28 protein-coding genes and 1 pseudogene are annotated in these 24,293 nt (G+C 30.7%); 12 read left to right on the top strand and 17 right to left on the bottom strand.

Going from position 1 to position 24,293, the window contains the following annotated elements:
• The first annotated feature begins 246 nt into the window (after positions 1 to 246).
• Positions 247 to 1,059 carry a hypothetical protein gene (locus ACFVR2_RS22865; protein ID WP_387367234.1) on the top strand — a complete coding sequence of 271 codons (813 nt, stop codon included), beginning with the start codon at positions 247 to 249 and terminating at the stop codon, positions 1,057 to 1,059.
• Between the two features lie 28 nt (positions 1,060 to 1,087).
• Complete coding sequence (locus tag ACFVR2_RS22860; RefSeq protein WP_387367231.1) at positions 1,088 to 1,513, top strand: hypothetical protein; 426 nt, start codon at positions 1,088 to 1,090, stop codon at positions 1,511 to 1,513.
• A 79-nt stretch (positions 1,514 to 1,592) separates the two neighbouring features.
• On the opposite strand, the gene ACFVR2_RS22855 is transcribed toward ACFVR2_RS22860, so the two are convergent.
• Positions 1,593 to 2,114, bottom strand: a complete 522-nt coding sequence (locus tag ACFVR2_RS22855) for a carbon monoxide dehydrogenase (protein WP_387367228.1) — start codon at positions 2,112 to 2,114, stop codon at positions 1,593 to 1,595.
• A 784-nt stretch (positions 2,115 to 2,898) separates the two neighbouring features.
• On the opposite strand from ACFVR2_RS22855, the gene ACFVR2_RS22850 reads away from it, so the two are divergent.
• The 3 genes from ACFVR2_RS22850 (at position 2,899) to ACFVR2_RS22840 (ending at position 4,725) form a co-directional block, all read left to right on the top strand.
• Complete coding sequence (locus ACFVR2_RS22850) at positions 2,899 to 3,414, top strand: hypothetical protein (protein WP_387367225.1); 516 nt, start codon at positions 2,899 to 2,901, stop codon at positions 3,412 to 3,414.
• A 25-nt stretch (positions 3,415 to 3,439) separates the two neighbouring features.
• The gene (locus tag ACFVR2_RS22845; protein WP_387367222.1) at positions 3,440 to 3,721 is read left to right on the top strand and encodes a hypothetical protein; all 282 of its coding nucleotides are present in this window, start codon (positions 3,440 to 3,442) and stop codon (positions 3,719 to 3,721) included.
• A gap of 236 nt (positions 3,722 to 3,957) precedes the next feature.
• Entirely contained in the window at positions 3,958 to 4,725 is a 768-nt protein-coding gene (locus tag ACFVR2_RS22840; RefSeq protein WP_387367219.1) for a hypothetical protein, read from the top strand.
• 43 nt (positions 4,726 to 4,768) lie between these two features.
• Here the strand turns inward: ACFVR2_RS22840 and ACFVR2_RS22835 are convergent, their stop codons facing one another.
• Together ACFVR2_RS22835 and ACFVR2_RS22830 are read right to left on the bottom strand one after the other, a co-directional pair.
• Positions 4,769 to 5,353: a cell wall hydrolase gene (locus ACFVR2_RS22835; protein ID WP_387367216.1), complete on the bottom strand. Its 585-nt coding sequence runs from the start codon at positions 5,351 to 5,353 to the stop codon at positions 4,769 to 4,771.
• Between the two features lie 567 nt (positions 5,354 to 5,920).
• Positions 5,921 to 6,058, bottom strand: a complete 138-nt coding sequence (locus ACFVR2_RS22830) for a hypothetical protein (protein ID WP_387367213.1) — start codon at positions 6,056 to 6,058, stop codon at positions 5,921 to 5,923.
• Positions 6,059 to 6,627: 569 nt separating this feature from the next.
• Between ACFVR2_RS22830 and ACFVR2_RS22825 the strand changes: the two genes are divergently transcribed.
• Positions 6,628 to 7,152: a GNAT family N-acetyltransferase gene (locus ACFVR2_RS22825; RefSeq protein WP_387367210.1), complete on the top strand. Its 525-nt coding sequence runs from the start codon at positions 6,628 to 6,630 to the stop codon at positions 7,150 to 7,152.
• A 174-nt stretch (positions 7,153 to 7,326) separates the two neighbouring features.
• Here ACFVR2_RS22825 and ACFVR2_RS22820 read toward each other — a convergent pair whose 3' ends face one another.
• Positions 7,327 to 7,521 (bottom strand): hypothetical protein, encoded by a 195-nt coding sequence (locus ACFVR2_RS22820; protein WP_025569137.1) that lies wholly within the window; start codon positions 7,519 to 7,521, stop codon positions 7,327 to 7,329.
• Between the two features lie 114 nt (positions 7,522 to 7,635).
• Between ACFVR2_RS22820 and ACFVR2_RS22815 the strand changes: the two genes are divergently transcribed.
• Complete coding sequence (locus tag ACFVR2_RS22815; RefSeq protein ID WP_387367404.1) at positions 7,636 to 8,250, top strand: LysE/ArgO family amino acid transporter; 615 nt, start codon at positions 7,636 to 7,638, stop codon at positions 8,248 to 8,250.
• A gap of 57 nt (positions 8,251 to 8,307) precedes the next feature.
• Here the strand turns inward: ACFVR2_RS22815 and ACFVR2_RS22810 are convergent, their stop codons facing one another.
• From ACFVR2_RS22810 to ACFVR2_RS22785, 6 genes are all read right to left on the bottom strand, one after another.
• The gene (locus ACFVR2_RS22810) at positions 8,308 to 9,003 is read right to left on the bottom strand and encodes a helix-turn-helix domain-containing protein (protein ID WP_387367207.1); all 696 of its coding nucleotides are present in this window, start codon (positions 9,001 to 9,003) and stop codon (positions 8,308 to 8,310) included.
• Between the two features lie 218 nt (positions 9,004 to 9,221).
• On the bottom strand, positions 9,222 to 9,416 hold the full coding sequence (locus tag ACFVR2_RS22805; RefSeq protein ID WP_387367204.1) for a protein tyrosine phosphatase: 195 nt from the start codon (positions 9,414 to 9,416) through the stop codon (positions 9,222 to 9,224).
• Between the two features lie 142 nt (positions 9,417 to 9,558).
• Complete coding sequence (locus ACFVR2_RS22800; protein WP_387367201.1) at positions 9,559 to 10,074, bottom strand: YfiT family bacillithiol transferase; 516 nt, start codon at positions 10,072 to 10,074, stop codon at positions 9,559 to 9,561.
• 75 nt (positions 10,075 to 10,149) lie between these two features.
• Complete coding sequence (locus ACFVR2_RS22795; RefSeq protein ID WP_387367198.1) at positions 10,150 to 11,082, bottom strand: manganese-dependent inorganic pyrophosphatase; 933 nt, start codon at positions 11,080 to 11,082, stop codon at positions 10,150 to 10,152.
• Positions 11,083 to 11,322: 240 nt separating this feature from the next.
• Positions 11,323 to 11,484, bottom strand: coding sequence for a hypothetical protein (locus ACFVR2_RS22790; protein WP_387367195.1), 162 nt, complete (start codon positions 11,482 to 11,484; stop codon positions 11,323 to 11,325).
• Positions 11,485 to 11,551: 67 nt separating this feature from the next.
• A complete protein-coding gene (locus tag ACFVR2_RS22785; RefSeq protein ID WP_387367192.1) occupies positions 11,552 to 12,244 on the bottom strand; it encodes an SDR family oxidoreductase in 693 nt (230 codons plus the stop codon).
• Between the two features lie 106 nt (positions 12,245 to 12,350).
• On the opposite strand from ACFVR2_RS22785, the gene ACFVR2_RS22780 reads away from it, so the two are divergent.
• On the top strand, positions 12,351 to 13,700 hold the full coding sequence (locus ACFVR2_RS22780) for an MATE family efflux transporter (protein WP_387367189.1): 1,350 nt from the start codon (positions 12,351 to 12,353) through the stop codon (positions 13,698 to 13,700).
• A gap of 49 nt (positions 13,701 to 13,749) precedes the next feature.
• Here ACFVR2_RS22780 and gpmA read toward each other — a convergent pair whose 3' ends face one another.
• Both gpmA and ACFVR2_RS22770 read right to left on the bottom strand, forming a co-directional pair.
• On the bottom strand, positions 13,750 to 14,541 hold the full coding sequence (gpmA, locus tag ACFVR2_RS22775; protein WP_387367186.1) for a 2,3-diphosphoglycerate-dependent phosphoglycerate mutase: 792 nt from the start codon (positions 14,539 to 14,541) through the stop codon (positions 13,750 to 13,752).
• A gap of 152 nt (positions 14,542 to 14,693) precedes the next feature.
• Positions 14,694 to 15,428, bottom strand: a complete 735-nt coding sequence (locus ACFVR2_RS22770) for a GntR family transcriptional regulator (RefSeq protein WP_387367183.1) — start codon at positions 15,426 to 15,428, stop codon at positions 14,694 to 14,696.
• A gap of 395 nt (positions 15,429 to 15,823) precedes the next feature.
• On the opposite strand from ACFVR2_RS22770, the gene deoD reads away from it, so the two are divergent.
• Positions 15,824 to 16,537: a purine-nucleoside phosphorylase gene (gene deoD, locus ACFVR2_RS22765; protein ID WP_387367180.1), complete on the top strand. Its 714-nt coding sequence runs from the start codon at positions 15,824 to 15,826 to the stop codon at positions 16,535 to 16,537.
• Between the two features lie 215 nt (positions 16,538 to 16,752).
• Here deoD and ACFVR2_RS22760 read toward each other — a convergent pair whose 3' ends face one another.
• Both ACFVR2_RS22760 and ACFVR2_RS22755 read right to left on the bottom strand, forming a co-directional pair.
• Positions 16,753 to 18,198: a DEAD/DEAH box helicase gene (locus ACFVR2_RS22760; protein ID WP_387367177.1), complete on the bottom strand. Its 1,446-nt coding sequence runs from the start codon at positions 18,196 to 18,198 to the stop codon at positions 16,753 to 16,755.
• A gap of 474 nt (positions 18,199 to 18,672) precedes the next feature.
• Complete coding sequence (locus ACFVR2_RS22755; RefSeq protein WP_387367174.1) at positions 18,673 to 19,179, bottom strand: GNAT family N-acetyltransferase; 507 nt, start codon at positions 19,177 to 19,179, stop codon at positions 18,673 to 18,675.
• 189 nt (positions 19,180 to 19,368) lie between these two features.
• On the opposite strand from ACFVR2_RS22755, the gene ACFVR2_RS22750 reads away from it, so the two are divergent.
• Positions 19,369 to 19,785, top strand: a complete 417-nt coding sequence (locus tag ACFVR2_RS22750) for a hypothetical protein (protein ID WP_387367171.1) — start codon at positions 19,369 to 19,371, stop codon at positions 19,783 to 19,785.
• Positions 19,786 to 19,831: 46 nt separating this feature from the next.
• Here ACFVR2_RS22750 and ACFVR2_RS22745 read toward each other — a convergent pair whose 3' ends face one another.
• Positions 19,832 to 20,407 (bottom strand): class I SAM-dependent methyltransferase, encoded by a 576-nt coding sequence (locus tag ACFVR2_RS22745; RefSeq protein WP_387367401.1) that lies wholly within the window; start codon positions 20,405 to 20,407, stop codon positions 19,832 to 19,834.
• Between the two features lie 371 nt (positions 20,408 to 20,778).
• Here ACFVR2_RS22745 and ACFVR2_RS22740 point away from each other — a divergent pair, with 371 nt between their 5' ends.
• Complete coding sequence (locus ACFVR2_RS22740) at positions 20,779 to 21,846, top strand: pyruvate kinase (protein WP_387367168.1); 1,068 nt, start codon at positions 20,779 to 20,781, stop codon at positions 21,844 to 21,846.
• A gap of 45 nt (positions 21,847 to 21,891) precedes the next feature.
• Here ACFVR2_RS22740 and ACFVR2_RS22735 read toward each other — a convergent pair whose 3' ends face one another.
• Both ACFVR2_RS22735 and ACFVR2_RS22730 read right to left on the bottom strand, forming a co-directional pair.
• The gene (locus ACFVR2_RS22735; protein WP_387329316.1) at positions 21,892 to 22,122 is read right to left on the bottom strand and encodes a hypothetical protein; all 231 of its coding nucleotides are present in this window, start codon (positions 22,120 to 22,122) and stop codon (positions 21,892 to 21,894) included.
• A 433-nt stretch (positions 22,123 to 22,555) separates the two neighbouring features.
• Positions 22,556 to 23,200 (bottom strand): annotated as a pseudogene (locus ACFVR2_RS22730) (sugar phosphate isomerase/epimerase family protein); the annotation flags it as partial.
• 371 nt (positions 23,201 to 23,571) lie between these two features.
• Here ACFVR2_RS22730 and ACFVR2_RS22725 point away from each other — a divergent pair.
• Entirely contained in the window at positions 23,572 to 24,147 is a 576-nt protein-coding gene (locus ACFVR2_RS22725) for a hypothetical protein (RefSeq protein ID WP_387367165.1), read from the top strand.
• Positions 24,148 to 24,293: the final 146 nt, after the last annotated feature.

The following is a 24,293-nucleotide window of genomic DNA, read 5'->3' as shown; positions in this document are numbered from 1 at the left end:
AATAATTTAATAGAGAGATAGTTCACTTACATAATATCTAAAAAATTACTTTTTTGTAAAAATATTCCAAAAAAGGAGGTAAAACGATTAGAATTGTTTAATAAATAACATTAGGAATTTATTAAACAACCAAAATTATTCAGAGGAAGGAGAGCTATTATTAATTTTTTTAAAAAGATATTTATACTCTTAGCAGTGTTGTTAATTCTAGTTAGTTGTAATAAAAATACTAATACGGTTAAACAAATGAAAGTACATAAAGATACCTCAAATGCAAGTTTTATGGGAATGAGATTTGAAGATGAATCAATGTCAGCAAGTTCCAAATCTATTTTCAACATAAAGGCAAATGAACAATTCACTCCCACCTTGGAAATATTAAATAGTTTTGATACAAAACAAAAATATAGAATTCTATTTCTTTTTGATTACCAACAGCCTGTAGTTTTTTCAGTTGATGGAAAAGAACATACATATATCGATTTAAATATCAATTCGAATTCTAAAGAAAAAATTGATATTATTTTTCCTAAACTTAGCATTGGTCAACATGATATGACTACTATAATGATTCGAGATCCTGATAGGGTATTAAAGAAACCAAATTTTAAAATGGGTGCACTGAATGCGGTTGTTACTAAAAAAAATATTATTGTGTCAACTAATAAAATTAATCCTCCCCAATTTATTAATGTAGAACCTGAGCCTAATACAGCTAACTACGGCAACAATATTATCCTTAATAATGGACCCTCTATAGATTTAAAAAAACCTTTAAGCTTAATAAATAATAAAGTTACCGACAATATTTGGGGAAGTTTTGAAAAAGAAATAGAAACTAGCAAATATGCCGTAATTACATTGAATTTTGACCAAATCAAATCAGTTACAAAATTTATTTCAACGAATTCTTCAAAAGGAGTTATTAAACTTCCAATTGAAGTACCAAAAGGTAATCAAGTTCCATCAAAATTTGTTGTAATAGGTATTAAAAATCCATTTACCACAGATAATAGGCCACCACTATTATCAAATATTATTTCAATTGTTGATAATTAAAGATTAATATAATAGGGAGGAATTTATTATGATTAAAAAAGTTAAGCCATTACTTCTTGCTGGGGTATTAGTTTTTAGTTTTGCATCTTCAACTTTTGCAGCATCTTATTCACCGAAATGGCAACTTAGACCAGATACTATTGGGGATACAGGGGCAGCACAGGTTGACTTGCCAGGAACTGATAGTGCAGTTACTGTAATTGTGTGGCAACAAGGAATTAATGCAGGGAAAAAAGCGTATACTTATTGGCAAATTAGACATAAAAGTACTGGGTTAATCGAGGGGGCTAAACCTCTTGACGGGGATTACGATGGTTCATTTGTTTTTAGTGGATTAGATCATCCAGGTGGTATATACATAGTAGAATGGGAATCTTTTACAAGTAATGATACTGAAGGATATTATCAATTAGCTACTAATTCTAGTGGAGCTTCTTTTGCTAGAATAGAATAATAATTAAATATTAGTAATTTACTCCCCATACTATTGTTTACTAAAGAATAATTATGGGGAGTTTTTATATATTTAATATTTATACGGATTCAGCTATTTTAACTAATGTAGATAGAGCATTATCTAATAATTTTTCTTGAATACTTAATGTATAGTTCCATCCGTTTTTATCAAAATTAAAAACAATTAATTTTTTTTGCCCTTCTCTAATGGTATAATAATCGGCTTGTTTTCCATCTTTTAAATTTATTTTGGAACTTAATGGAAGTTTTATTTTATTTTTTAAAGGGCGAACATTAATTATGTAATTGAAATGTTTACCATCATTTAGGTATTCAACCTCGAGTCCATCATTAATATTATTATTTCCAATAAACCTTCCAAAAGAATGTGTAAAAGTTAATGGTGGTAATTTTTGAGGTAAATTTAATTTGGTTTTAAAATAAGATTCAGCTTCTTTTTTGGCATCTGAAACAGATTTATATCCTAAGTTATAGTAACTTTTTTCTAAGCTCTTTTGTTGAACTGCTTGGACTGACTGCCAACTACTGAACCAGAGGCTAAATCCAAATAATAAAATAATTAGTTTCTTTTTAATCAAATCTATTACTCCTTTTTAGTTTTTTTTAGTATCTCCCATTTCAATTATTAAATACGGCTTCAAAACAAATCTGAAGAATAGTGCATAAAACCTAGTGATGTTTTTATTAAAGCTTCTTTTTTTTATAACTTTGACAAATAAAGTTTATATATCGTATACAAATCTAGTTACATAATGGTTTTTATCGAAAAAAAGGATCCTCAACATGAGGAAATCCTATTTTTGTTGCTTAAAGTGTACTTTTATAAAAAATTTAGAAGTGACAGTAGATAGAAATTTTTTAGAATTTCGAATAGACGATCTATATTAATTCTTCAAACTTTTCTTACTCGATATTTTGGACATTTTTTAGAATTAGCGCTATAAGGATGTACATCTTGAACATAACCAAGAGTCCTACAGAAAAAGACCCCAAGAGACAAAAGCTAACGTTTTTCTAATAAATACTTAAAAATAGAGTCCAATTACTATGTTTAAAGGGACTTCTAGTTTACTAAGTACGCTTATCGGCAACAAAAAAAGGATTTTATATGGAAATCCTTTTTTTTGTATAGAATTAATTCTATTAATGAGTATTCCATGTGCCATTAGAATCCGATTTTGTATAGAAGAACGTGATGAAACAAAAGATGATAACTTCTTTTAGTTAAAATATTGTGGGGATTATCCGCCATAGGTTATCTATTCCTTTCTTGAAAAAAGGAGAACAGCATAGAGTTGTCATATATATTTTAAATAAGAATATGAATTTTATATGTTTTTATTTTGGATGAGGAGGTATGCTATGCGTTTTAAAATCATTAGTTTTTTTGTTTTATTCTCATTAATTCTCTCTACATCAGGAATTGTTGCTGATGCACAGTCCAAAACGGAAATTTCAACAAATATAGTTCAACCAATGGATCCTACTTTTCCATCTTGTAATAGGTCATGGGTAAACGACCCATTGGGTATATTACAATGGAATTCCCAAGTTTCTCCGACAACATATACTTTCCAATGGGAGTTTGAGCTCACTCCACAAGGTGTATCAACAATAGGTAATCCTGCAACAGTAACTATGACAAAAGCTTTAGTAACAAAGACAAGTGGTACTACTAGGACACTATATCCACTATCCCTTTACTCACCACACACTCAGGCTTATCCGTATACATTTCATGGTAGTATAACAAGCTATTCATATGTAGGTTCATCAACTACAGCAAAACTTCAATCAGGTGACGTAATTGATTTATGGTTTGATATTGATGGTGAATTTTCTACGGGTCATCTTTTTAATGAATGTAAGGTACCTTAAAAACTATTCTTTTTGGAGGTAAATGATGAAACAAGCTAATGAAGATAACATAATTCGTTGGCATGAAGATGGAATGAAATTTGAGACAATTAGAGAATCACATGAATGGGCATATAGTGTAGTTTTCAATGAAATTGGTAATTTGTATGATGGGTATATTACAAATGATGAAAAAATTGCTTATTCGCTAGTTTATGAATTAATTAGGGTAAATACATTACATGGTGAGAGATTTCAAATATTTTCAGATTATGGAAAAGTAAAAAATAAATTTGTATATAAAGTTTGGGTAAAAACAATTAAATAATGGAGAAATCAACTCATTTCACATGAATATTACATACAAATCTAGTTTACATAATGGACCTTATCGGCAATAAAAAGGATCTTCACAGGAAGGTCCTTTTGTTGTTTCACCATTTACAATTACAAGTAAAAAAACTCACTTATAATAAAAAATTACTTTACTTGAAGAAATGCTGTATATAATTTTAAAAGAAAATTAATACTACTAAAAAATTCCTTAGGAGAATAAAGAACTTCATGTATAAACATCTACTAAAAATCCCATTTTTTTTGATAATAATAGTATTATTTTTCATTCAATTAAACAAAACATATAATAACGAGATTAAAACAAACACAACTCCAACCCCGGTTACTACTGAAGTGAAAAATGTTGGAAACCTACCAGAAGCTAAGACTAAATTAATTGCTACGGAAATAAAGGGCAATTTAGGTGCTTATTATACAGAATATTTAACTAATTTTTATATTACAATAGATGGCAAGACACAAAATTTTCCCTATTGGGTAAATGTAAGTAACAAAACTTGGTATCCATTTATTTACTTTGATAACATAAATCAAGATAAAAAAAATGAAATAATTATTATATTAACCACAGGACAAGGATCTGAACTATTAGAACAAGAAGCTCATGTGTTTAATAAAGTTAAAACTAACATTGGAGAATTATACGAAGAACGACTTGTTGAAAATCCAATGTCCATTATTAATAAAAATGTAAAAACTAAATTAACAAAATCTGATGCAATAATTAAAATTGGTAACAAAATTACTAAAATCAACATTAAAAAGTTTGGGATTGAACCGACTCATATATTTCCTGATGTTTCTTTAGGAAATATCTTACGTTTTAAAGTTATTAATAATAAATTAAAAGCAGTTGTTGGAGCAACGATATCACCTTCTGGTGGGTATATAGGTAACATTTATATTACCTATACATTTAAAGATAATATGTATCAAGCAGATGATATTAAGTTTGTTGAAGAAAGTTTTCAATAATATTAATTAAAAAGTATCTTACCAAAGGTAAGATACTTTTTAATTAATATCCAGATACTCGAAAAAATGTATGCCCTCCAACAATATATTTTTCAACAACTGTTTGGTAATATGATATATTAGGGAATTTATATGTATCTTTACCTTGAGAATCTTTAATCACACGACTACTATATACACTGTTTGTATTGAACCATAATGTTTTACCGACTGGGTTTGGTTCGGTTCCATAAATATTTGCTGCTTGTAGGGCTGCTCTCCATTCTGCACCTTGTGCACCATCAGTATAAGGACATCTTGCGTCCACTGTTGTCATACCAACAAAACCACCTGGTGTTTTTAATATTACTCCCTTAACTGAACTACCACCAAATTCAGTCAAATTTTTAAGCACTCTATTATGGACTACACGAGCAACGCCATATAAACCTTGAGTTGTTTCTCCTCTAGCCTCAGAATAGATTAAACGCGCTAATAGGTCGAGATTACTTAACCCATCAAATTCTGTGAGACCAGTTTTATCTGCAACACAAGCTCCTTCACCAGCTGCAGATACAGTTGCATCTGTTTTAAATAAAGAGAATAATAATACTAAAACTAAAAATGCATTTAAGGCTATTTTTTTCATTTCGTTTCCTCCTTATTTTATCTTTTTTATTAATTAGACAAAAAATAAAGAAAAACCTTTTGAATATACTTAATTTTTAAAATTATTGTAATTTTTAGTTCGTTTATTACGAATATAATTAGTTTTTATCGAATTTTGGTTTTAATTATATTTTCAACTACATTTCATGTAATATTTTCTCTTAGGCACAATCTAAAAGACATTTTCATATTGAATTTCTTTGCCTGTTTTCGAGAAAAAAGTTCTATTAAACTGATATCTCTAGCGTTAATTAAACAAGATCCACTTCGTTTTCCCGTGAATATCGTATGCAAAACTAGTTTACATAAAGATTCTTAACGGAAGTTGACAAAAAGCCAATCCCTTGTGCAGCAAGGGATTGGCTTTTTTGTGTTTTCTTACGATATACATTTTTTTATACATCGTTGATATTTATGGGCTGTAGGAGAATCTACCTTTATTTGATTCTCTGATTTTTGTATAAAATCCTGCATATTGTTTTACTTGGAATTTATTCACAGAAATACAATGGACTTTACGTCCCCATTCCTGGTCAATTTGGTTGATTTACGGTAACGAATTCGAAAAAATTGTAAACAGGTTACGTCGATGTCCTTTATCTTGATCAATAGACCAATCCATTAAATCCGTATATTGATGTATGTACTCTTCATTGCACCAAACCAGGTTTTCATTGTTTGGCATACGGAAGAACCCTAAATGATTTCAACATGAATCAATGCCTGGTAAAATTTCAGCAAGTGCTAGTCGAATATTTTCAGAGATTCGTTTTGCAGATTTTAATCCAATGAAATTATGTGTCTTAAAAAATGATCTCAGGTAATGAACACTTATCTATTTAACCAATAAACTACTAGTCTTCTATAAAACTTTATATATAAGTGATTTTTTAAGGCTTAGTGGAAGTGATGTAAATCTTCAGTAAAGAAACTTTAAAAAGGACAAAAATATTAACACAACTATCTGCTTTTAATTGTAGTTCTTTTTTTAATAAGCAAAATCTTCAGTTATTTTTGATTTGTATGTTGTTTGTTAATTATGACTTTGTTCAACAGAGAAAAAAATTGTTAAAAAGTAAAAAATAGCCCAATCTAGGAAAAACTAGATGAGCCTTTTTATTTTACTCATATTAAAAAAAATTCGTGATAAGAGTCTCACCTTTTTAATTTGTGTTTATTAATTAGAAATATCATCTTCACTTTAGAATACTATTTTATTATGACTGTTTTTAATATAATTTTGGAGTGAATTAATTGTCAAAAATAAATGAATCAAACATTCTAATCGAGCCTTGGAACGAAGCAGATCTTAATTTACTTCTGTCATCAAATACGAATAGTATGATGAAATATCTTGGAGGATTAGAAAGCTTGAATCAAATTATGAGTCGGCACAAGCATTATCTTGAAATGAGTAGAATCGGTTCAGGACAAATGTTTGTAATCATTTTGCTTCCGTACAGATCAAAAATAGGAACTGTTGGCTATTGGGATCGGATATGGGATGGTAAACTCGTTTATGAAATTGGTTGGAGCATTTTACCACAATTTCAACGAAAAGGGATTGCAACAATTGCAGTAAAAAAAACTATTAAGAAGGCCCAAAAAGAATCAAAGCATAAATACATTCACGCTTTTCCTTCCACTAATAACATTCCATCTAATAAAATATGTGAAAAATTAAATTTCAAGTTTATTAAAAAATGTAATTTTGAATATCCAATTGGTAATTTTATGGTATGTAATAATTGGCAACTAAGTACAAGGAAGAAAAAATGAAGTTAAGTCTAAAAAATGGCTTAACTTTTTTTTTTAGCTTCATTTTCAATCCGACTACTTAATTCAGTCTAAAATTCTAGTTTTCTCACAAACTTTTAAATATAATAAATAGATGATTTTTTTATGTAAAAAAAAGCCGATTCCAATATATATTGGCTCAGCTTTATGTATATTTTATTCAAAATAAAATAATGAATCGTGAGAAGTATTTGTCTGATAGTAATTTACTAAATCTTCTACAGAGATTCCTCTAATTTCAGCAATATCATTAAAACTCATATCATAGTGATATGACAGTTCATGTAAAGATAATGCTGGATTATTCGCTAATAATTCATAATCAGGTAAATTGTCAAATTGTTGTGACATACTCTTCACTTCCTTTTACAGTTTCTTATTATCCTTTCCTAAAATTTACAAATTTAGTCAGGATTCGTAAAAAAGAATTGAATTGTACATAAAATTGATTAGTTAGGTGGTTCTATATTTCAAACTATATTACACGCTATTTTATTATCTTTTGGATTAATTCTTCCTTTAGGGGTACAGAATGTCTTTATTTTTCAACAAGGTGCAACCCAGAAGAGATTTATTAATGCACTTTCTGCTGTAATAACTGCATCGATTTGCGATACTTTATTAATTACTTTATCTGTTACAGGGGTTTCAGTGCTAATTTTAACTTCACCTTATTTAAAAATTACCCTTTTAAGCTTTGGCGTACTGTTTTTAACTTATATGGGCTGGCAAACATGGAAAGCTAAATCTTCAAATGTAATTACCAGAAATGAACATTTTGCAGTAAAAAAACAAATACTGTTTGCTGCATCAGTTTCACTTCTAAATCCTCATGCAATTTTAGATACTATAGGAATAATTGGAACAAATTCACTTCAATATGACGGAATTGAAAAAATTGCTTTCTCGGTAACTTGTATTGCAGTTTCGTGGATCTGGTTTTTGTCACTTGCAATAGCCGGCAGAACGGTTGGAAAACTTGATCAATCAGGCAAATTTATGCTGATTATTAATAAAATATCGGCCATTATAATTTGGTGTATTGCGATTTACCTAATTAAAAGCATATTAGCTGGATAGAAAAATGCAGGCTAAAGGAGATATCCTGAATCCTGCATTTTAATTTTTTCTATATAATTAGAAAAAGTGTAAAGAGGACAATGTTAGAAAAGCTTCTATTAACCTTAATAATTTCTCTTTTTCTTCATTGTTTAGCATTGAATTAGCTTTACGTATGAGGTTCATACCTTCTATCCAATCATTTTCATCCATTGGTACATATCCAGCTAATTGAAACAACTGAATAAAAGGAACACCGAGTGGTTCTGCCAACTTTCGTATAATTTCTGTTGATGGAATACCTCTTTTACCATTTTCAATTTGTGAAATATATGAATGGGATACATTTGCTTTTTTTGCAAGGCATTTTATTGATAGATTTTTTTGTATTCGTGTCTGTCTAATAAATTCAGCAAATATCTTTGAACGATCATCAATAATTTTATCCGTATAGACCACATCAATTTTCAGATTACCTTCCATTTCTTTCTTTCCAAGGTTGAATACTTCTTCTGAAATGTTTCGTAAAGGAGTTTTCAATCTTTCAGGTGCATTAATAATATAAGCACACCAAATTAATTCTTCAGCATTTCCACCAGTCACTTTTGCAATCGCTCTAGTTAATTTTTCTTCAGGTGGAGTCAATTTCGCATTTTGTAATTTGCTTAAATAGCTCTTGTCTTTTGAAAACCCCAACTTATTTAATTCTTTGGCTATATCAGTCAAACTTAAATTTGAATTTTTAATATATTGCCTTAATAATTTGTAGTACATACTCACACCTTTTTCTTATTTTGCTCTATTTTTATTTTTATGTGTACGACATGTACTTTGACACAGGTAGAAATTGGGTTTTTTTGGAAATTTTTATTTTCGTGATAAAATGCTTATTATTTCAGTTTTCAAATAGGTAAAAATGAACTAAACCCACTCTTTTAGCTGAGTGGGTTCCTTAAAACTTATCTATTTTTTACGCTTCTTGCCCATTTTCCCTAAATTACTTCGGATACTCTATTTTGGAGAATCTCAATTAATTCTTCGTCCATAAACTGATAGTCATCAGCTGTATCTAGAATGATAATCTTTTTTTCATAAAGTAAATCACCGAATTTATCGCGAATTCTTCTTAAATGTTTTTTCTCCATTACAAAGATAATATCTGCCCAACCAATATGTCCCTCTGTCACTTTAATTCTAGCACCAGTTTCTGTCCCTGCTGATCTCGCCTGGTAGCCATTATATAAGTGAAAAATTTTTTCTGCTGTAGGACTTCTCCATTGATTTTTACTACAAATGAATAATAATTTAATTGTTTTTCACACCTTAGTATTAATTGTTTTTCACTAAATAAATATGAGCCAAGTGATGTTCACTATGCCAAGCGTATAAAGCTATGATGAAATCTATACTAATATTGATTTTAAGCTCAGGATGATAACAAGTTCGATTAAACTCTTCCTCTGTTAGTGATTCAAGCAAAACTACGTATCGTTCGTGAATACCTTCGATTATTTTTAAAGAACTATGAAAATCAAAATTCGAATCACTTAATGTAATCCATGCATTTTCATCATAGGCTTTGATTGTAGGATTTTCTTCAGTTAAAGCTAATTTAACTCTAATAAGACTATTCATATGGCTATCAGCAACATGATGAATAACTTGCTTTGGTGTCCAACCACCCTCACGATAAGGTGTGATTAATTGTTCATCAGTAAGTGACGTGATTGCCTCTTTATATTTAATCGGTGCATCTTTTAGTACTTTAATAAATTCTTTACGTTGTTGATGAGTGAAGCTTGATGGTATGTTAAATCTGCCAATCGGATACTTTAAATTTTCCATTTCAAATCCCCCATTTATTAACTATTATAAAAAAACAACAAAGCCTTTCAAAAGACTTTGTTGTTAAATTACGAATTAAAGTGTATTAAATGTTTCAGTTAATACTGGAACGATTTGTTTTTTACGAGATACAACACCTTTTAATAAAGCAGTGTTGTTTTCTAAAGTTACATTGTATGCTTTTTCAACTGCATTAGTAGCATTTCCTTTTGCAACAGCGATTGAATCATTCGTTAAAATATCAGTTACAACGAATAAGAATAAGTCTAATCCTTTATTAGCAACGATGCCTTCAAGTACATTTTCTAATTCAGCTTGACGAGAAAGTACTTCATTTGTATCAACTGAGTTAACTTGTGCGATTTCTACTTTATAGTTACCCATTTGGAATTCTTTAGCATCAAGTGAAACTAAAGACTCAATCGATTTATCAGCTAGATTTGCACCTGCTTTTAACATTTCTAGACCATATTCTTCTGCATTTACACCTGCTTTTTCTGCAAGTTCTTTTGCAGCAGCAACATCTTGATCAGTACAAGTTGGAGATTTAAATAATAATGTATCAGAAATAATTGCTGAAAGCATTAGACCAGCAACTTCTTTCTTAATCTCGATATTATTTTCTTTATACAATTTGTTTAAAATTGTAGCTGTACATCCAACTGGCTCACAACGATAGTATAAAGGATCGCTAGTTTCAAAATTAGCAATACGGTGATGATCAATAACTTCAAGTACACGAACTTGTTCGATATCATCAGCACTTTGTTGACGCTCATTATGGTCAACTAAAATTACATTATTTGTTTCAGATGCAACTTTTTCTACTAAACGTGGTGCTTCAGATTTAAACGTATCAAGTGCAAATTGTGTTTCTGCACTAACTTCACCTAAACGAATTGCTTCAGCATTTTCACCTAATGCCTTTTTTAATTCTGCATATGCAATTGCAGAGCAAATTGTATCTGTATCTGGGTTCTTGTGACCAAAAACTAGTACTTTTTCCATCTAAAATTCTCCTAACTATATCTTGTTTTTCATTTTTTTATGTATTTTAATGCCAGGAATTGGCTTTAATATAAAACGCTTCAATAATAATACCATATCAAAATAAAAAAAAATAGCCAAAATGGCTATTCTTTACAGTTTGAAGACAATGTCAAAAAAACATGCCAATCAGACTAATTGAAAACGCTTAATTTTCAGGTCACTAAGCCTACTCATCCTATAGAAACAAAACAAGTCTAATTAATCTTCAGCATTTTTGTATGACATAGTTTCTGTAATCGGTTCACTTTTTGGTAACCAATCGATTGGAATATCATCTGCAGTATTAAGATCTTCAAGTAATAATTCGTCAAAATTATTTTGATTTGAATCAGTTGATTTGTTCTTTTTTGATTTGCCCATCTTTTATACCTCACTTAGTCCTTAATGATTTGGATATAGTTTGTGTAAAAGATGGCTTGGTTAATACTTATTTTATGTTTTTTATAATAATTTCAGGTATGGATATATTTTTACGTGGTTTTATATTTTCAATAATGATTTCAGCGATATCTTCTGGATTCATCATTTTTGAAGTTTTATCTTCATCAAAAATACCTGCCCAAAAGTCTGTATTCATTCCACCCATATATGCTGCAAACACCGAAATTGGCGTTCCTGTTAATTCAACAACCAAACTTTCGGTAAAGCCTTTAACTCCAAACTTACTTGCGCAATAAACTGATTCTGTTGCTTTTCCAATTAGACCTGCGGTAGAAACAATATTGACGATCGTTCCACTATTTTGTTTTTTCATTTGTTTTAAAACTTCTTGAGAACAGAAAATGGTTCCCTTTAGGTTAATATCGATCATTTTATGTACTGCTTCTTCATTTAATTCTTCTGCAAGATCAAAAATTCCAACACCTGCATTATTAAATAATAAATCAACTTTTCCATATGTTTGAATAATTGTATCGAAGACTCTTTTTACATCTTCATTTTCTGAAACATCAACAGTATGTATTGAATAATTGTTAGGTAATTGTTTACCAATTTCTCTAAGTTTATTTTCATTTCTTCCTAACAAACAAATGTGAGCTCCATTTTCAGAATACTTTTTTGCTAATGACGCTCCTAATCCACTTCCTGCGCCTGTGATTATAACAACTTGATTTCCCAATCTAAGACCAACTTTCTTTATCAATATTTATTCGAATAATTTCATTATAGCTATTAAACCAAAACATGATACAATTGTAAAAGTGTTTGTTTAGGAGGTCGATAAATTGAATACTACTAAAACGGATAAAATTTCACACTTTTTTAAACTACTACTTCCGATTTTAATCACTCAAGTGACATTATTTTCGATGTCATTTTTTGATACTATCATGTCTGGTAATAGTAGTCCAGGGGATTTAGCAGGGGTTGCGATAGGTGTTAGTATCTGGACTCCAATCAGTACGGGGTTAACTGGCATTTTAGTCGCAATTACGACAATGGTTGCCAATTTAAATGGTGCAAAAAAGGATGAAAAAATAGCCCCACTTGTTATGCAGGCAATTTATTTGGCTGGGATTATTGCAATTGTCATTATTATTATTGGTATATTTTCAATTCATCCTATCTTGAATCATATGAATCTTGATCCGAAAGTTCATCGTGTTGCTCTTCATTTCTTATTCGCATTATCATTTGGAATTTTACCTTTATTTCTATATACAGTCATTCGTCAGTTTATTGATGGTTTAGGTAAAACAAGAACTACTATGGTTATTACGGTTGTTTCAGTACCAGTTAACGTAATATTGAACTATTTCCTTATATTCGGTAAAGCTGGCCTTCCACGTTTAGGTGGCGTAGGTTCTGGTGTAGCGTCTGCAATAACTTATTGGATTATTTTTGGAATTGCTTTTTACATTATTAAAACTAAAAAGCCATTTAGCACATTCAATCTATTTAAAAAACTTCCTCCAATTTCATTTGCAACTTGGAAAAGTATTTTAAAATTAGGAGTTCCAATTGGTCTTAGTATCTTTTTTGAAGTAAGTGTATTCTCGGTCGTAACATTACTATTAAGTGAGTTTGATACCGAAACGATTGCTGCACATACAGTGGCAATGAATTTTGCGAGTCTTCTTTATATGGTCCCATTAAGTATTTCGATGGCCTTAACAATTGCTGTCGGCTATGAAGTTGGTGCAAAAGAGTTTCAAAATGCAAAAGAATATAGCAAAATTGGCTTAGTAATGGCAGTTTCAATTGCTTCATTTTTTGGGATCATTATCTATTTATTCCGATATGATGTAGCTGGATGGTATACAAATGATCCATCTGTACAAATTTTGGCAGGCGGATTCTTAATCTTTGCAGTCATGTTCCAACTATTTGATGCAATCGCAGCTCCAATCCAAGGTGCATTAAGAGGTTATAAAGATGTGAATGCCACGTTAATTATGATGATTTTAGCTTATTGGGTAATAGCATTACCAGTCGGGTACGCACTCTCTAATACGAATCTTGGTGCAAAAGGATATTGGGTTGGATTAATCGTCGGTTTAGGTGTGTCTGCACTAACATTATCGTTCCGATTAGTGCAACTACAAATAAAAAAACTAAAGTTATCTGAAGCATAATCAAAAAAAGGATGGGAAGCACAATTGCTCACCCATCCTTTTTTGTATCCTAATCATCTTGTATTGTTATATTTGGATGATCATCATCAAATTGATCAAGTAATTTGCTAGGGATATGTTTTGGGATTACATCGGGTGGAAGTTCACCATCCATACCTAAATAGTAATGTCGAATAGGCTTGAGTTCGTCACTTAATTCATAAACTAAAGGAATACTTGTTGGAATATTAAGCGAAGCAATTCCGTCAACTGAGACTTGATCTAAATATTGCACGATCCCCCTCAACGTATTTCCATGTGCAGATATAATAACCTTTTTGCCTGCTTTCAAAGCTGGTGCAATATCTTCATCCCAATATTTTAATACTCTTTTTTCTGTATCCTCCAAATTTTCAGTAAGCGGAAATTCATCTTTTAATAAGGTTTGATAACGAGGTTCATTTATTTCATATCTTGGATCATCCGGTTTTAGAGCAGGTGGTCTAACATTCATAGATCTTCTCCAAATATTAACCTGTTCTTCTCCATATTTTTGGGCTGTTTCGGATTTATTCAGCCCCTGAAGTGAACCGTAATGTCGTTCATTTAATCTCCATGTCTTATAGACAGGAATCCACATCATATCAATTTCATTTAAAATAATCCATAATGTACGGATAGCTCTTTTAAGTACTGATGTATAGGCAACATCAAATGTAAATCCGTTTTTCCTTAAAATGATACCAGCTTCTCTTGCCTCGGAAAGACCGCTCTTCGTTAAATCAACATCTGTCCAGCCTGTGAACCGATTTTCGACATTCCATATACTTTGCCCGTGTCTGATTAATACAAGTTTAATCATATTGCTCTCCTTTAAAAACAATTAAATATGATATAGTTTGCTGAAATGTTCATTATTTGATTCACAATTGATTAGTAGTGCAAAATCTTATGTATTTAAAATTCTCAATTAAAAACTGTCATACTTCATCTGGTTTGCTTTTTTCATTTTTACTATTTGTTTATTCGATTTATTTTTAAAGAACTAAGTTCGATTGGGATATAAATTTTATTTTTAAGTACCATGTTCCCCATTGCGTCATATAGATTCTCAACTAGTAAAACGAAAAAATTATTAGTTGAAAGTAATTCATAGTTTGATGAGGGAAGGACTGATTCTGTATATTTTATTTCGATTGTTGATGAATGTATTAATTTATATATATCTTCTTCAAGTATTTTTAGTAAACTCTGCTGATCGCCTAGGTTTATTTGAAATTGGGAAGCTGTTTCACTTGGGAACATAGTATAAGCGTGGGCGACAATTTTATTTTTAGATTTGTACCATCTATTAAACCTGACCATTACTGCAGAATCTTGATTAAAAATCTTTTTAACATATTCATAATCATCTGAAAAACTAACTTCTAAATAAGCATCTACATCATCAATTGTTTCTGTACAGCATTTAAAAACTGAGTTATCAATTTTTTCTAAGCCAACACTTCTTACATTCACATTTTGTTTTATAAAATTACCTTGTCCATGGATTGTTTCAATATAACCGTCCTCTTTTAGTAAACTCAACCCTTGTCTTAAGGTCATTCTGCTAACATTCATCATCTTAGAAAGTTCTGGTTCAGAAGGAAGCTTACTTCCAATCGGATAGACTCCCTCATTAATTAGTTTAAATAATTTTTCATAAACCTCTACATATAGAGGTAATTTTTTTTTATTTTCAACGGACATAACAACACTCCTTATAAATATTATATCTAGTTATGAATTATTCGCAAACTTGTCTGATTAAGTGGAAATGGTAAACACGATCATTATTCATTTAAATAACGTTCCCGAAAATCGATAAGTATAAAATATTGTGTGAGTTTAAGTTACTATTGCTTTATCTATTTTATTGAAATATAATTTACTTGCAGAGAAATAGACAACTATGTATACAACTATACTTCGTGGTATTGATTCATCCTTTTTTGAACTAATTGTTTTGTTTTATTTTGTAAACGGAAACATATTAGGAAAGAATGATAATCTAAAGTTAAATTTCCGTGTGAAATAAGTAAGAATATTAGTTGTATTGGATTTAGTTAAGAAAATTAAAAGAATAGAAATGGAGAGAAAATAATATGACAACGCCACATAACACAGCTAAAAAATCAGGAGAAATTGCAAAAACAGTTTTAATGCCTGGGGATCCACTACGTGCAAAATATATTGCAGAAACTTATCTAGAAAACCCAGTGCAATTTAATACTGTACGTAATATGTTTGGCTATACAGGAACATATAAAGGAAAACAAGTATCAGTAATGGGATCTGGTATGGGCATGCCAAGTATAGGAATTTATTCATACGAATTATATAAATTTTATGATGTAGAAAATATTATCCGAGTTGGTAGTGCAGGAGCTTATACAGATAAACTAAACATTCACGATATTGTACTAGTAGATAGTGCTTGGAGTCAATCTACATTTGCAAAGACACAAGCAGGTGTTGAAGGTGACATTCAGTATCCATGTGAATCACTAACAAACAAAATTGAAGAAACTGCAAATCAGATCAATACTCCTATCGTTAAAGGAAGAATACATTCTAGTGATGTCTTTTATTATGAAAGTTCAGTTCCAAATTTTGTTGATTTTTATAAAGAGCATAATTGTATTTGTACAGAAATGGAAAGTTATGCACTTTTCCATAATGCGAAAGTCTTAGGAAAGAAAGCAGCTTGTTTACTTACTATTTCAGATTCTTTAGTTACTCATGAAGAAATTAGTGCTGAAGCTAGACAAACTTCATTCGATAAAATGATGAAACTTGCATTAGAAGCTTGTTTGTAAAATAAAATTGATTTAAAATAGCGCCACCCTTTTCTCAAATTATTAAATATTAATGTAGAACAAAAAGTCGATCTCCTGATAGGAAAATCGACTTTTTTCTGTAACTAAAGAACTCAAGATTTTAATAATATTTATGTTTGAATGCTTATGTCCATATTCACTATAGGTTAGTATTTTTAAAGTGCAAGGAATTTAAGGGATTTCTAAATCCTTCTTTATTTAATTGCTTTACTCACTTTTAATTTTTTTCCTTTAATCGTCGCATTATCCATGGCTTGTAATACTAGTGATCCTTTTCCATTCAGAATATCAACATATGACATCTGATCATGAATAGATATAATACCGATATCATCAACAGTGACTCCAGGGATTTTTGCGATTGTTCCAACAAAATCAACAGCACGAATTTTCTTCTTTTTTCCGCCGCTAAAATGGAGTTTCATAATATCTTGATTAATTCGAGCTGTTTTATTATTTCTTACTACTCGCTTGCTGTTAAGTTTTTCTTCGAATATTGCTTTTCGACTAACCACCTCTTGATGACTAGGAGCTTCAATAGTCGCTATCTCAAAGCCGATGTAATTTTCAATTGCTTTAACGAACTTACCTTCAAACTGTGTCGAAAACGTAATTGCTTTTCCTTTATTTCCGGCACGGCCAGTTCTCCCAGTACGGTGCACATAGCTCTCTTTTTCCATAGGTACATCATAGTTGATGACTAACGTTACATTATCAATATCAATACCTCTAGCAGCTACATCGGTTGCTACTAGATAGCGGAAGTTCCCTATTTTAAATCCATCCATTATAGCAAACCGGTCTTCTTGTTCCAGTCCTCCATGTAGTCTTTCACAAGAATAATTAGCTTTTTCCAGTTCACTATACACAGCATCAACGTGTTCTTTAGTCCGGCAGAAAATTAGGCAACTGTCTGGGTTTTCTACAACCGTGACGTCTTTAAGCAGTGCAATCTTTTCTTCTTCTTTCACTTCTATTAAATAATGTTCAATAGTATCGGCCGTTAAACCAGTGGATTCAATTTCTATATGAATCGGATCTTTCATATATTCATGGCAGAGATTTTCAACATCTTTAGGTAAAGTAGCAGAAAAAACCATGGTTACTCGGTTTAAAGGTAATTGGTTGATGATTGCTTCTACCTCATCTATAAAACCTCTATTAAGCATCTCGTCAGCCTCATCGATGATAAGATATTTTATTCGATCTATATCGAGGGTTTCACGTTCAAGATGGTCCTTCACCCTTCCAGGTGTACCAACTACTACATGTGTTTTTTGTTCCAATTCTACCTTTTGTTTACTAAACGGTTCTTTACCATAGACGGCCACCGCTTTAATGCGTTTAAATCTGCCAATATTCGTAATATCTTCACGGACTTGGGCTGCAAGCTCCCTTGTTGGAGTTAGAATTAAAGCTTGTGGTTTTTTTTCTTCCCATTCGATCATTTCACAAACAGGAATACTATAAGAGGCAGTCTTGCCGCTTCCTGTTTGAGATTTTACGATTAAATCTTGATTTTCCATCGCTAATGGAATAACTTCACTCTGAACTTCAGTTGGTGTTTCGTATTTTAAAACAGCGAGCGCTCTTTTAATTTCCTCACTTAGATGATAGTCCGCATAACTTCTTTTAGTCATTTCTTAACCTCGTTTTTAGTTTTTTCGATATATGTATAGAATTCTCAGTAAGAAAAATCATATTCATTTATTGAATATGATTCATTATACTTGAAAAATGCAAGACAAAACGGTTTTTATTTTCAAATTTAAAAAGAAACAGATTAAATTTGCAGGAATTTTAGGGATTGAACATCCAAAAATAAAATAAGAGTCACAAAAGTAACTCTTTTCGTTAAACTAATTATGTGTCAATACCTAGGAGTTACCCCAAACACTACCAGATTTGTGCTCTATCTGAAATTTACTCAAACATAAATCCTAGTAAACCATAAAACTCTAGATTTTTCAGAAAATTCATTTTATAATATTAAAAATGTATTTTTTAACATAATCAGGAAGAAATCTCCTTCTTCAAGCGTGTGAAGGACTTTAGTCCAACGGTAGGTGGGAGATGAAAGGTTGCTTTCGTCACGGAATCGAGAAGCCCCCACTTCAAGCGTTAGCTAAGTGGTGGGAGTAGTTCACTACTCCTTCAACTTCAAAGCCTAACTTTTCATATAGTTTAATTGCTTTTGTATTCGTTTCTAAAACGCTCAGATTTATTTTATGAAGATTATTAGTATCTGCCCAAGAAATTGATTGTTTTAAAAGATTTTTACCGACCCTGTGTCTCCAAAATTCTTTTAAAATGCAAACTCCGAACTCTACTTTATGGGAAAGTCTTTCTAATTGATTACCTTCACATCTAGAAAAACCTATTATTTTATCTTGCACTTCAGCTACTAAAAATAAATTTTTAATAGTTTCTGTATCAGAGATAATTAATTGTTCAAAGCCTTTTGGATCAATAAATCCTTCTCCTGCTTCTCTATCTAAATTTTCTGTCTCTCCATCAATCTGTACTCTCAAACTAGATAATTGTTTAGCGTCAGTAAGTACTGCATGTCTAATAATAGATTGAAGGCCATTTTCCGTAAATATCTGAGGTTGTATTTTCATCTTATACTCCTTACAATTGTATTCTTTATTTTAATAGAAAAAAAAGATTGTTTGATGACTACTTCTATTAGAGTGGATAAGATTCATTAATAAACCTGTTTTTTGATTCTTACTAAAAGAGATCATCCTAATGTTAATATTAAAAGTTTTTAGACCAAACTATATTAATATGAAAGAGGTGTATCAAAAGTGGAATTTAGAAGTAGTGGAAGGCTTTCCAATTTTTTAGTTTCGATATTGTTTGCGATTTGTATGGTCACTTTTATCTTTTATGTACGAAAGCATGGATTTTCTAATACGATTAAGTCATATATGATCATGACTATGGTAAGCTTAATTTTTCTAGCTTATATCGGTTATATTCGTAGTATGGTTATTAGGATAAACGATCACGGAGTTACATACGAACATTGGGGTTTTAAGCGAACGATTCCTGCTCATCATATTACACGTGTTAATTTACAATACCGCTATAAAGAAACACCATCACATAGTGCTTATCTAGTAATAAACCATCCTGAGGAATCGATTTTCATCCCTTCTATGATGTTTCAAGGTCAAATCGAACGAATAACGAAAGAAATTAGAGATATAATGATCTACTAATTTAATCTATTTTAAAGAACTGAAGTGATCCTTCAGTTCTTTGTATTTAATAATATGATTTTATCGCTTTTTTTGCATCTACTATGATTGAAGGAAACAGTACTTTTTCCCCATAATTTCTAGGATCATATTTTTTGGAACGGAAAATAACACCATCCTTACCATCCCATTCTTTAAACTGAAAATTTCCTTCTTCATCACAATATTCTAGTAGTTTAACTTTAAAACCCGCTGTTTCAAACATGTTAACTAGTGTTTTATAGTTATATACTATTTTATGGCTTGCAGCAGGATGATCTTTTGGTCCAGGTCCACCAACTTTAACGATACTTTGATAGGTTTCGTCTTGAAAAAATCCATCTGGTACAGCACAACGAATATAGCCTGATGGTTTTAAATATTCATAACAAATTTTAGCAGCTTCTAAACCTTCATCATATGTAAGATGTTCCCAAACATGTTCAGCTAAAATAGCTGAAACTGAATTTTTCTCAAATTTATTTTCCCAAGTTGACTTAACTAATAAATTAAGTTCTTCTTCCTGAGTTTGAATCCATGTTGGATTATTGTTATATTCACCTGCTCCAATTACAACCTTTATTTCATCTTGTTTAATCACCAGTAGATTCACCTCATACTAAATTTTGATCGAATAGTAGTGTTCTACAAAAGTTACATGAATTCCTTCTACGAAACGTAGAAAAATGTCAAAATTTAGAAATGTAGATTATTCGAGATATTCTTTTTTGAAACTGTTCAATCGTTTCTTCAACTGATTTATGCGCACCTTTAATTACGTTTACTATGACTCATTTCTATTAATTAATCGTTTTGTTTCAAATTTTTGAGTACCAGAATTGTTAATCATTTTGGCATCCTTTCATATAATTTTTAAAACAACTCATAGTCTTTCATCTATCACTTTAAAAATCATTTAGATTTCTTCTACTTAATCTTGGGTATAATAATTCCAGTAAATGGAGGCGATATCAAATGACCATTGATCGAATTTGTACGATTGGACCAGCTAGTTTTGATATAAAAATATTGTCTGAATTGATTGAGCATGGCATGACGATCGCAAGACTCAATTTTTCACACGGAACTCATGAAAGTCATCACGATGTGATCGAACTAATAAAATCAATTAGAAAAGAAACAGGAAAAGAAATCAAGATTTTAGGAGACCTCCAAGGTCCAAAAATTCGTTTAGGAAAAATTGAAGAGGAAAAAATCAATCTTGAACCTAATCAAACTTTTACACTCGTAATTGATGAGATTACAGGTGATCGTAATCAAGCAAGTGTAGATTATAAAGGTTTAATAAATGATGTTAAACAAGGAGATCGTATATTAATTAATGATGGTGCCGTGGAGTTATTTGTTGAAAATATTGAACAAAATAAGATTGTCACTTCTGTGAAAACTGGAGGCGAAATTTCTTCACATAAAGGGGTTAATTTACCCGGAGTCGTTACAAGTTTACCTGCTATTACTGAAAAAGACCGAAAAGACATCGAATTCATTTTGCAAGAAAGTTTAGATTATATTGCCTGCTCATTTATTCGACGGGCATCGCATTTACAAGAAATCAGAAGTTTTATGAATTCAAAAAGTGATAAAACACCTCAATTAATCGCAAAAATTGAAACGATAGAAGCAATAAAAAATTTCCAAGAAATTAATAAAGAAACAGATGCAATCATGATTGCTCGTGGTGATTTAGGTGTTGAATTACCTTATCAATGGATTCCTCTCTTACAAAGAGCAATGATTCATGAATGTAATTCAAATGGGACATATGTGATCACAGCAACTCAAATGCTACAATCAATGGTTGATCATTCACTTCCAACAAGAGCTGAAGTAACTGATGTATTTCAAGCTGTGATGGATGGGACCAATGCAGTCATGCTATCCGCTGAAAGTGCTGCTGGCCATCATCCAATTGAAAGCATTGAAACATTAAAACTTGTATCTCAATTTGCTGAGACCGTAAAATCGAAATCTCCATTTGATTTTGATGATATGCTTGAATTGATTAACTCAACTATCAAATAAACTTGATTTCAGACAAAAACGCCCCAAAAGGGCGTTTTTAAAATTTCACTTTTCTTTTTTATAAAAGCGTTCACCAGTATCTGGATTATAGTAAACTCTAGTTTTCTCCCCTGTTACAGGATCAATATTAACTTCGCTAGTCCGCCTAAATCCTTCTGGTATCTGGTTTCCATGATTTCGATTAAATCGTTTATCGTAAATAAAATAACCTAGCAATAAACAAATAATGAGAAATAAAATTTGGATACCATAAAAACCGAAAATAAATTTTTCCATTATATTTTCTCGACTATTACTGAAGTTATACTAGCGTCAAAATCTCTCATTTTATACTCCATGTAAATAGACCTCCTAAAAGTATTGATGTTAAACACTAACGATTTCACTCACTAATAAATGTACGTCATTTTGAACGTTCGAAATCATAACTTTAAAGACCATGCAATAATCTAACAAGTTAGTTTAATTGCTTCCTCCAGAATTACCTAATCACATTATGAATTTGATTATATCAAGTTTATTTTTTTAGGTCTACGTGAGGCTTCTTTGATTTAGCATGAAATTAATTGCAAAAATTTGTTAATCCTTCTTTTTAAAATGATGAAAATGTATCTTTTTTCTCATAATTATCAATATTTAGCTTATTTTAATTATATTACCTGAATATTGGGGAAATAAAGAAAAAAATACCGCGAGTGGGAACTTATTTTTATTCTGATTTACGGCTCAAATAGGCAATGCTTTTATCTATAAACGGTTCTTTAGTTCCTTCTATTAAAATATTTATATTTGGCTTTTTTTCCTTTTTTAGACCAAATAGCTTTTCGTAATTTAACAAACCATGCCTCACTGGCACTTGTTTTAGTGAACCACCCTCAATAATAAAATCTTTCGCATGGAAAATAACCATTTTGTCTCCTAATATTTCAAATGCCTTTTCAAAAATCTCCTCCTGATTTATATAGTTATCAATGGTCAATAGATTAACCGGATCAAAAATAACTTGGAGATTAGGAGAGTCAATCATATCTAAAAGACGCTTCATGGTTGGGACAGAATAAATCGGATGATTTACTCCCGCTTCTATTCCAACAATGACACCAAATTTTTCAGCCTCTTTAACAAGTTCTAAAACACTTTCAACTACTGCCATAAAAGGCTTTTCTTTAAAGTTTTCTTCTGTATATATAAATTCTGCATTGACGTTACCCGTTTCTGTTGCCACAATGTTGCAGCCAAAATCCTTTGCGTATCTCAGATGTTCTTTGAAACGATCCATCCCTTTTCTTCTCTCTATTTTGTCTGGATGAATCATATTAAAATAACAACCCAAAACTGCAATTTGAAGCCCTTTGTCTGAGAAGGCACCCCCCCTTTAACTGTGCCATATATCTTCGTAAGAGGGCCAGTACTTAATTTTATTTGGTTTTCACTGTAAATTTTGTTTTCATTTAGCAACCAACAAAATCATATTTTTTAATGAAATAAATTGAACAAAAGTAATGATTGCTTTAAGAATTGGTACCTTTGCTGGATTAATCACATTTTCCAGTGGAAACTTAGTTTTTATCATTTTTAAAAATGAATGAAAGAGTTATTTTTAAAAAGAGTTATTTTTAATATTATATTTATCTTTTACTTTCTCTCTCCTTTTATCGACAAATTTATATTTATTATCATGCTAAGATAAAACGAATTAAGTTTTGATTAAAAGGAGAATAAATTATGATTAAGAAATTATCTATTATACTTATGGCTGCAATGATGCTTACTGCTTGTTCTGATTCTAACAAAACAACAAAACAAAAAAATGTACAATCAACCGAAGTGTCATCTTCTGAAACATCAAAGAAAGCAATTAAAAAAGTTCTTGAGCACCTTTTTACTGGTCCAGATAAGAAGCTTATTGATCTAATGTGGAATCCTAAATATAGAACTGTTGTAAATTATAAAGAAGAAAATCCAATGTTCGATAAATATGTAGCAGAGGTATACGGACCATATATTACAGATTCATGTCTCGATCCCTTCGTTTCAACAATTCTTAGTCAATATTCGAATTTTGCATACGATAATGGATATAAGTTAAGTCTTAAGAAGATTTCAATTAAGCAAAGTGATACGGATTCAACTCGTTATACATTCATAGCAGAAGTCGGCTATCAGAAAAATAAAGAAGAAGAAAAAGCTGCAAATGTAGAAGGTAAAGTCTACTTCTATTCCAAAGAAAAAGGAAAAATCTCGGTAATCAAAATCATTAATGACAATGGCTTATCAGAAAATTTAAGAACGAAAAATTAATATTTTTTACAAGTTTGCATTTTTCGGTTCAAGAAGTTTTATTAAGAAAGTAAGTTACCGCTCAAGTTTTACGTCCGCACACCTCTCCGTGAATACTAAACTTGTTAAGCCTATCTATATTTTTTCTTAGTTAACATTACTTTCCT

Source organism: Gottfriedia sp. NPDC057991 (genome assembly GCF_042886615.1).
In the GTDB taxonomy this organism is placed as follows: domain Bacteria; phylum Bacillota; class Bacilli; order Bacillales; family Bacillaceae_G; genus Gottfriedia.
This window is presented reverse-complemented; position numbering and strand designations above follow the sequence as displayed.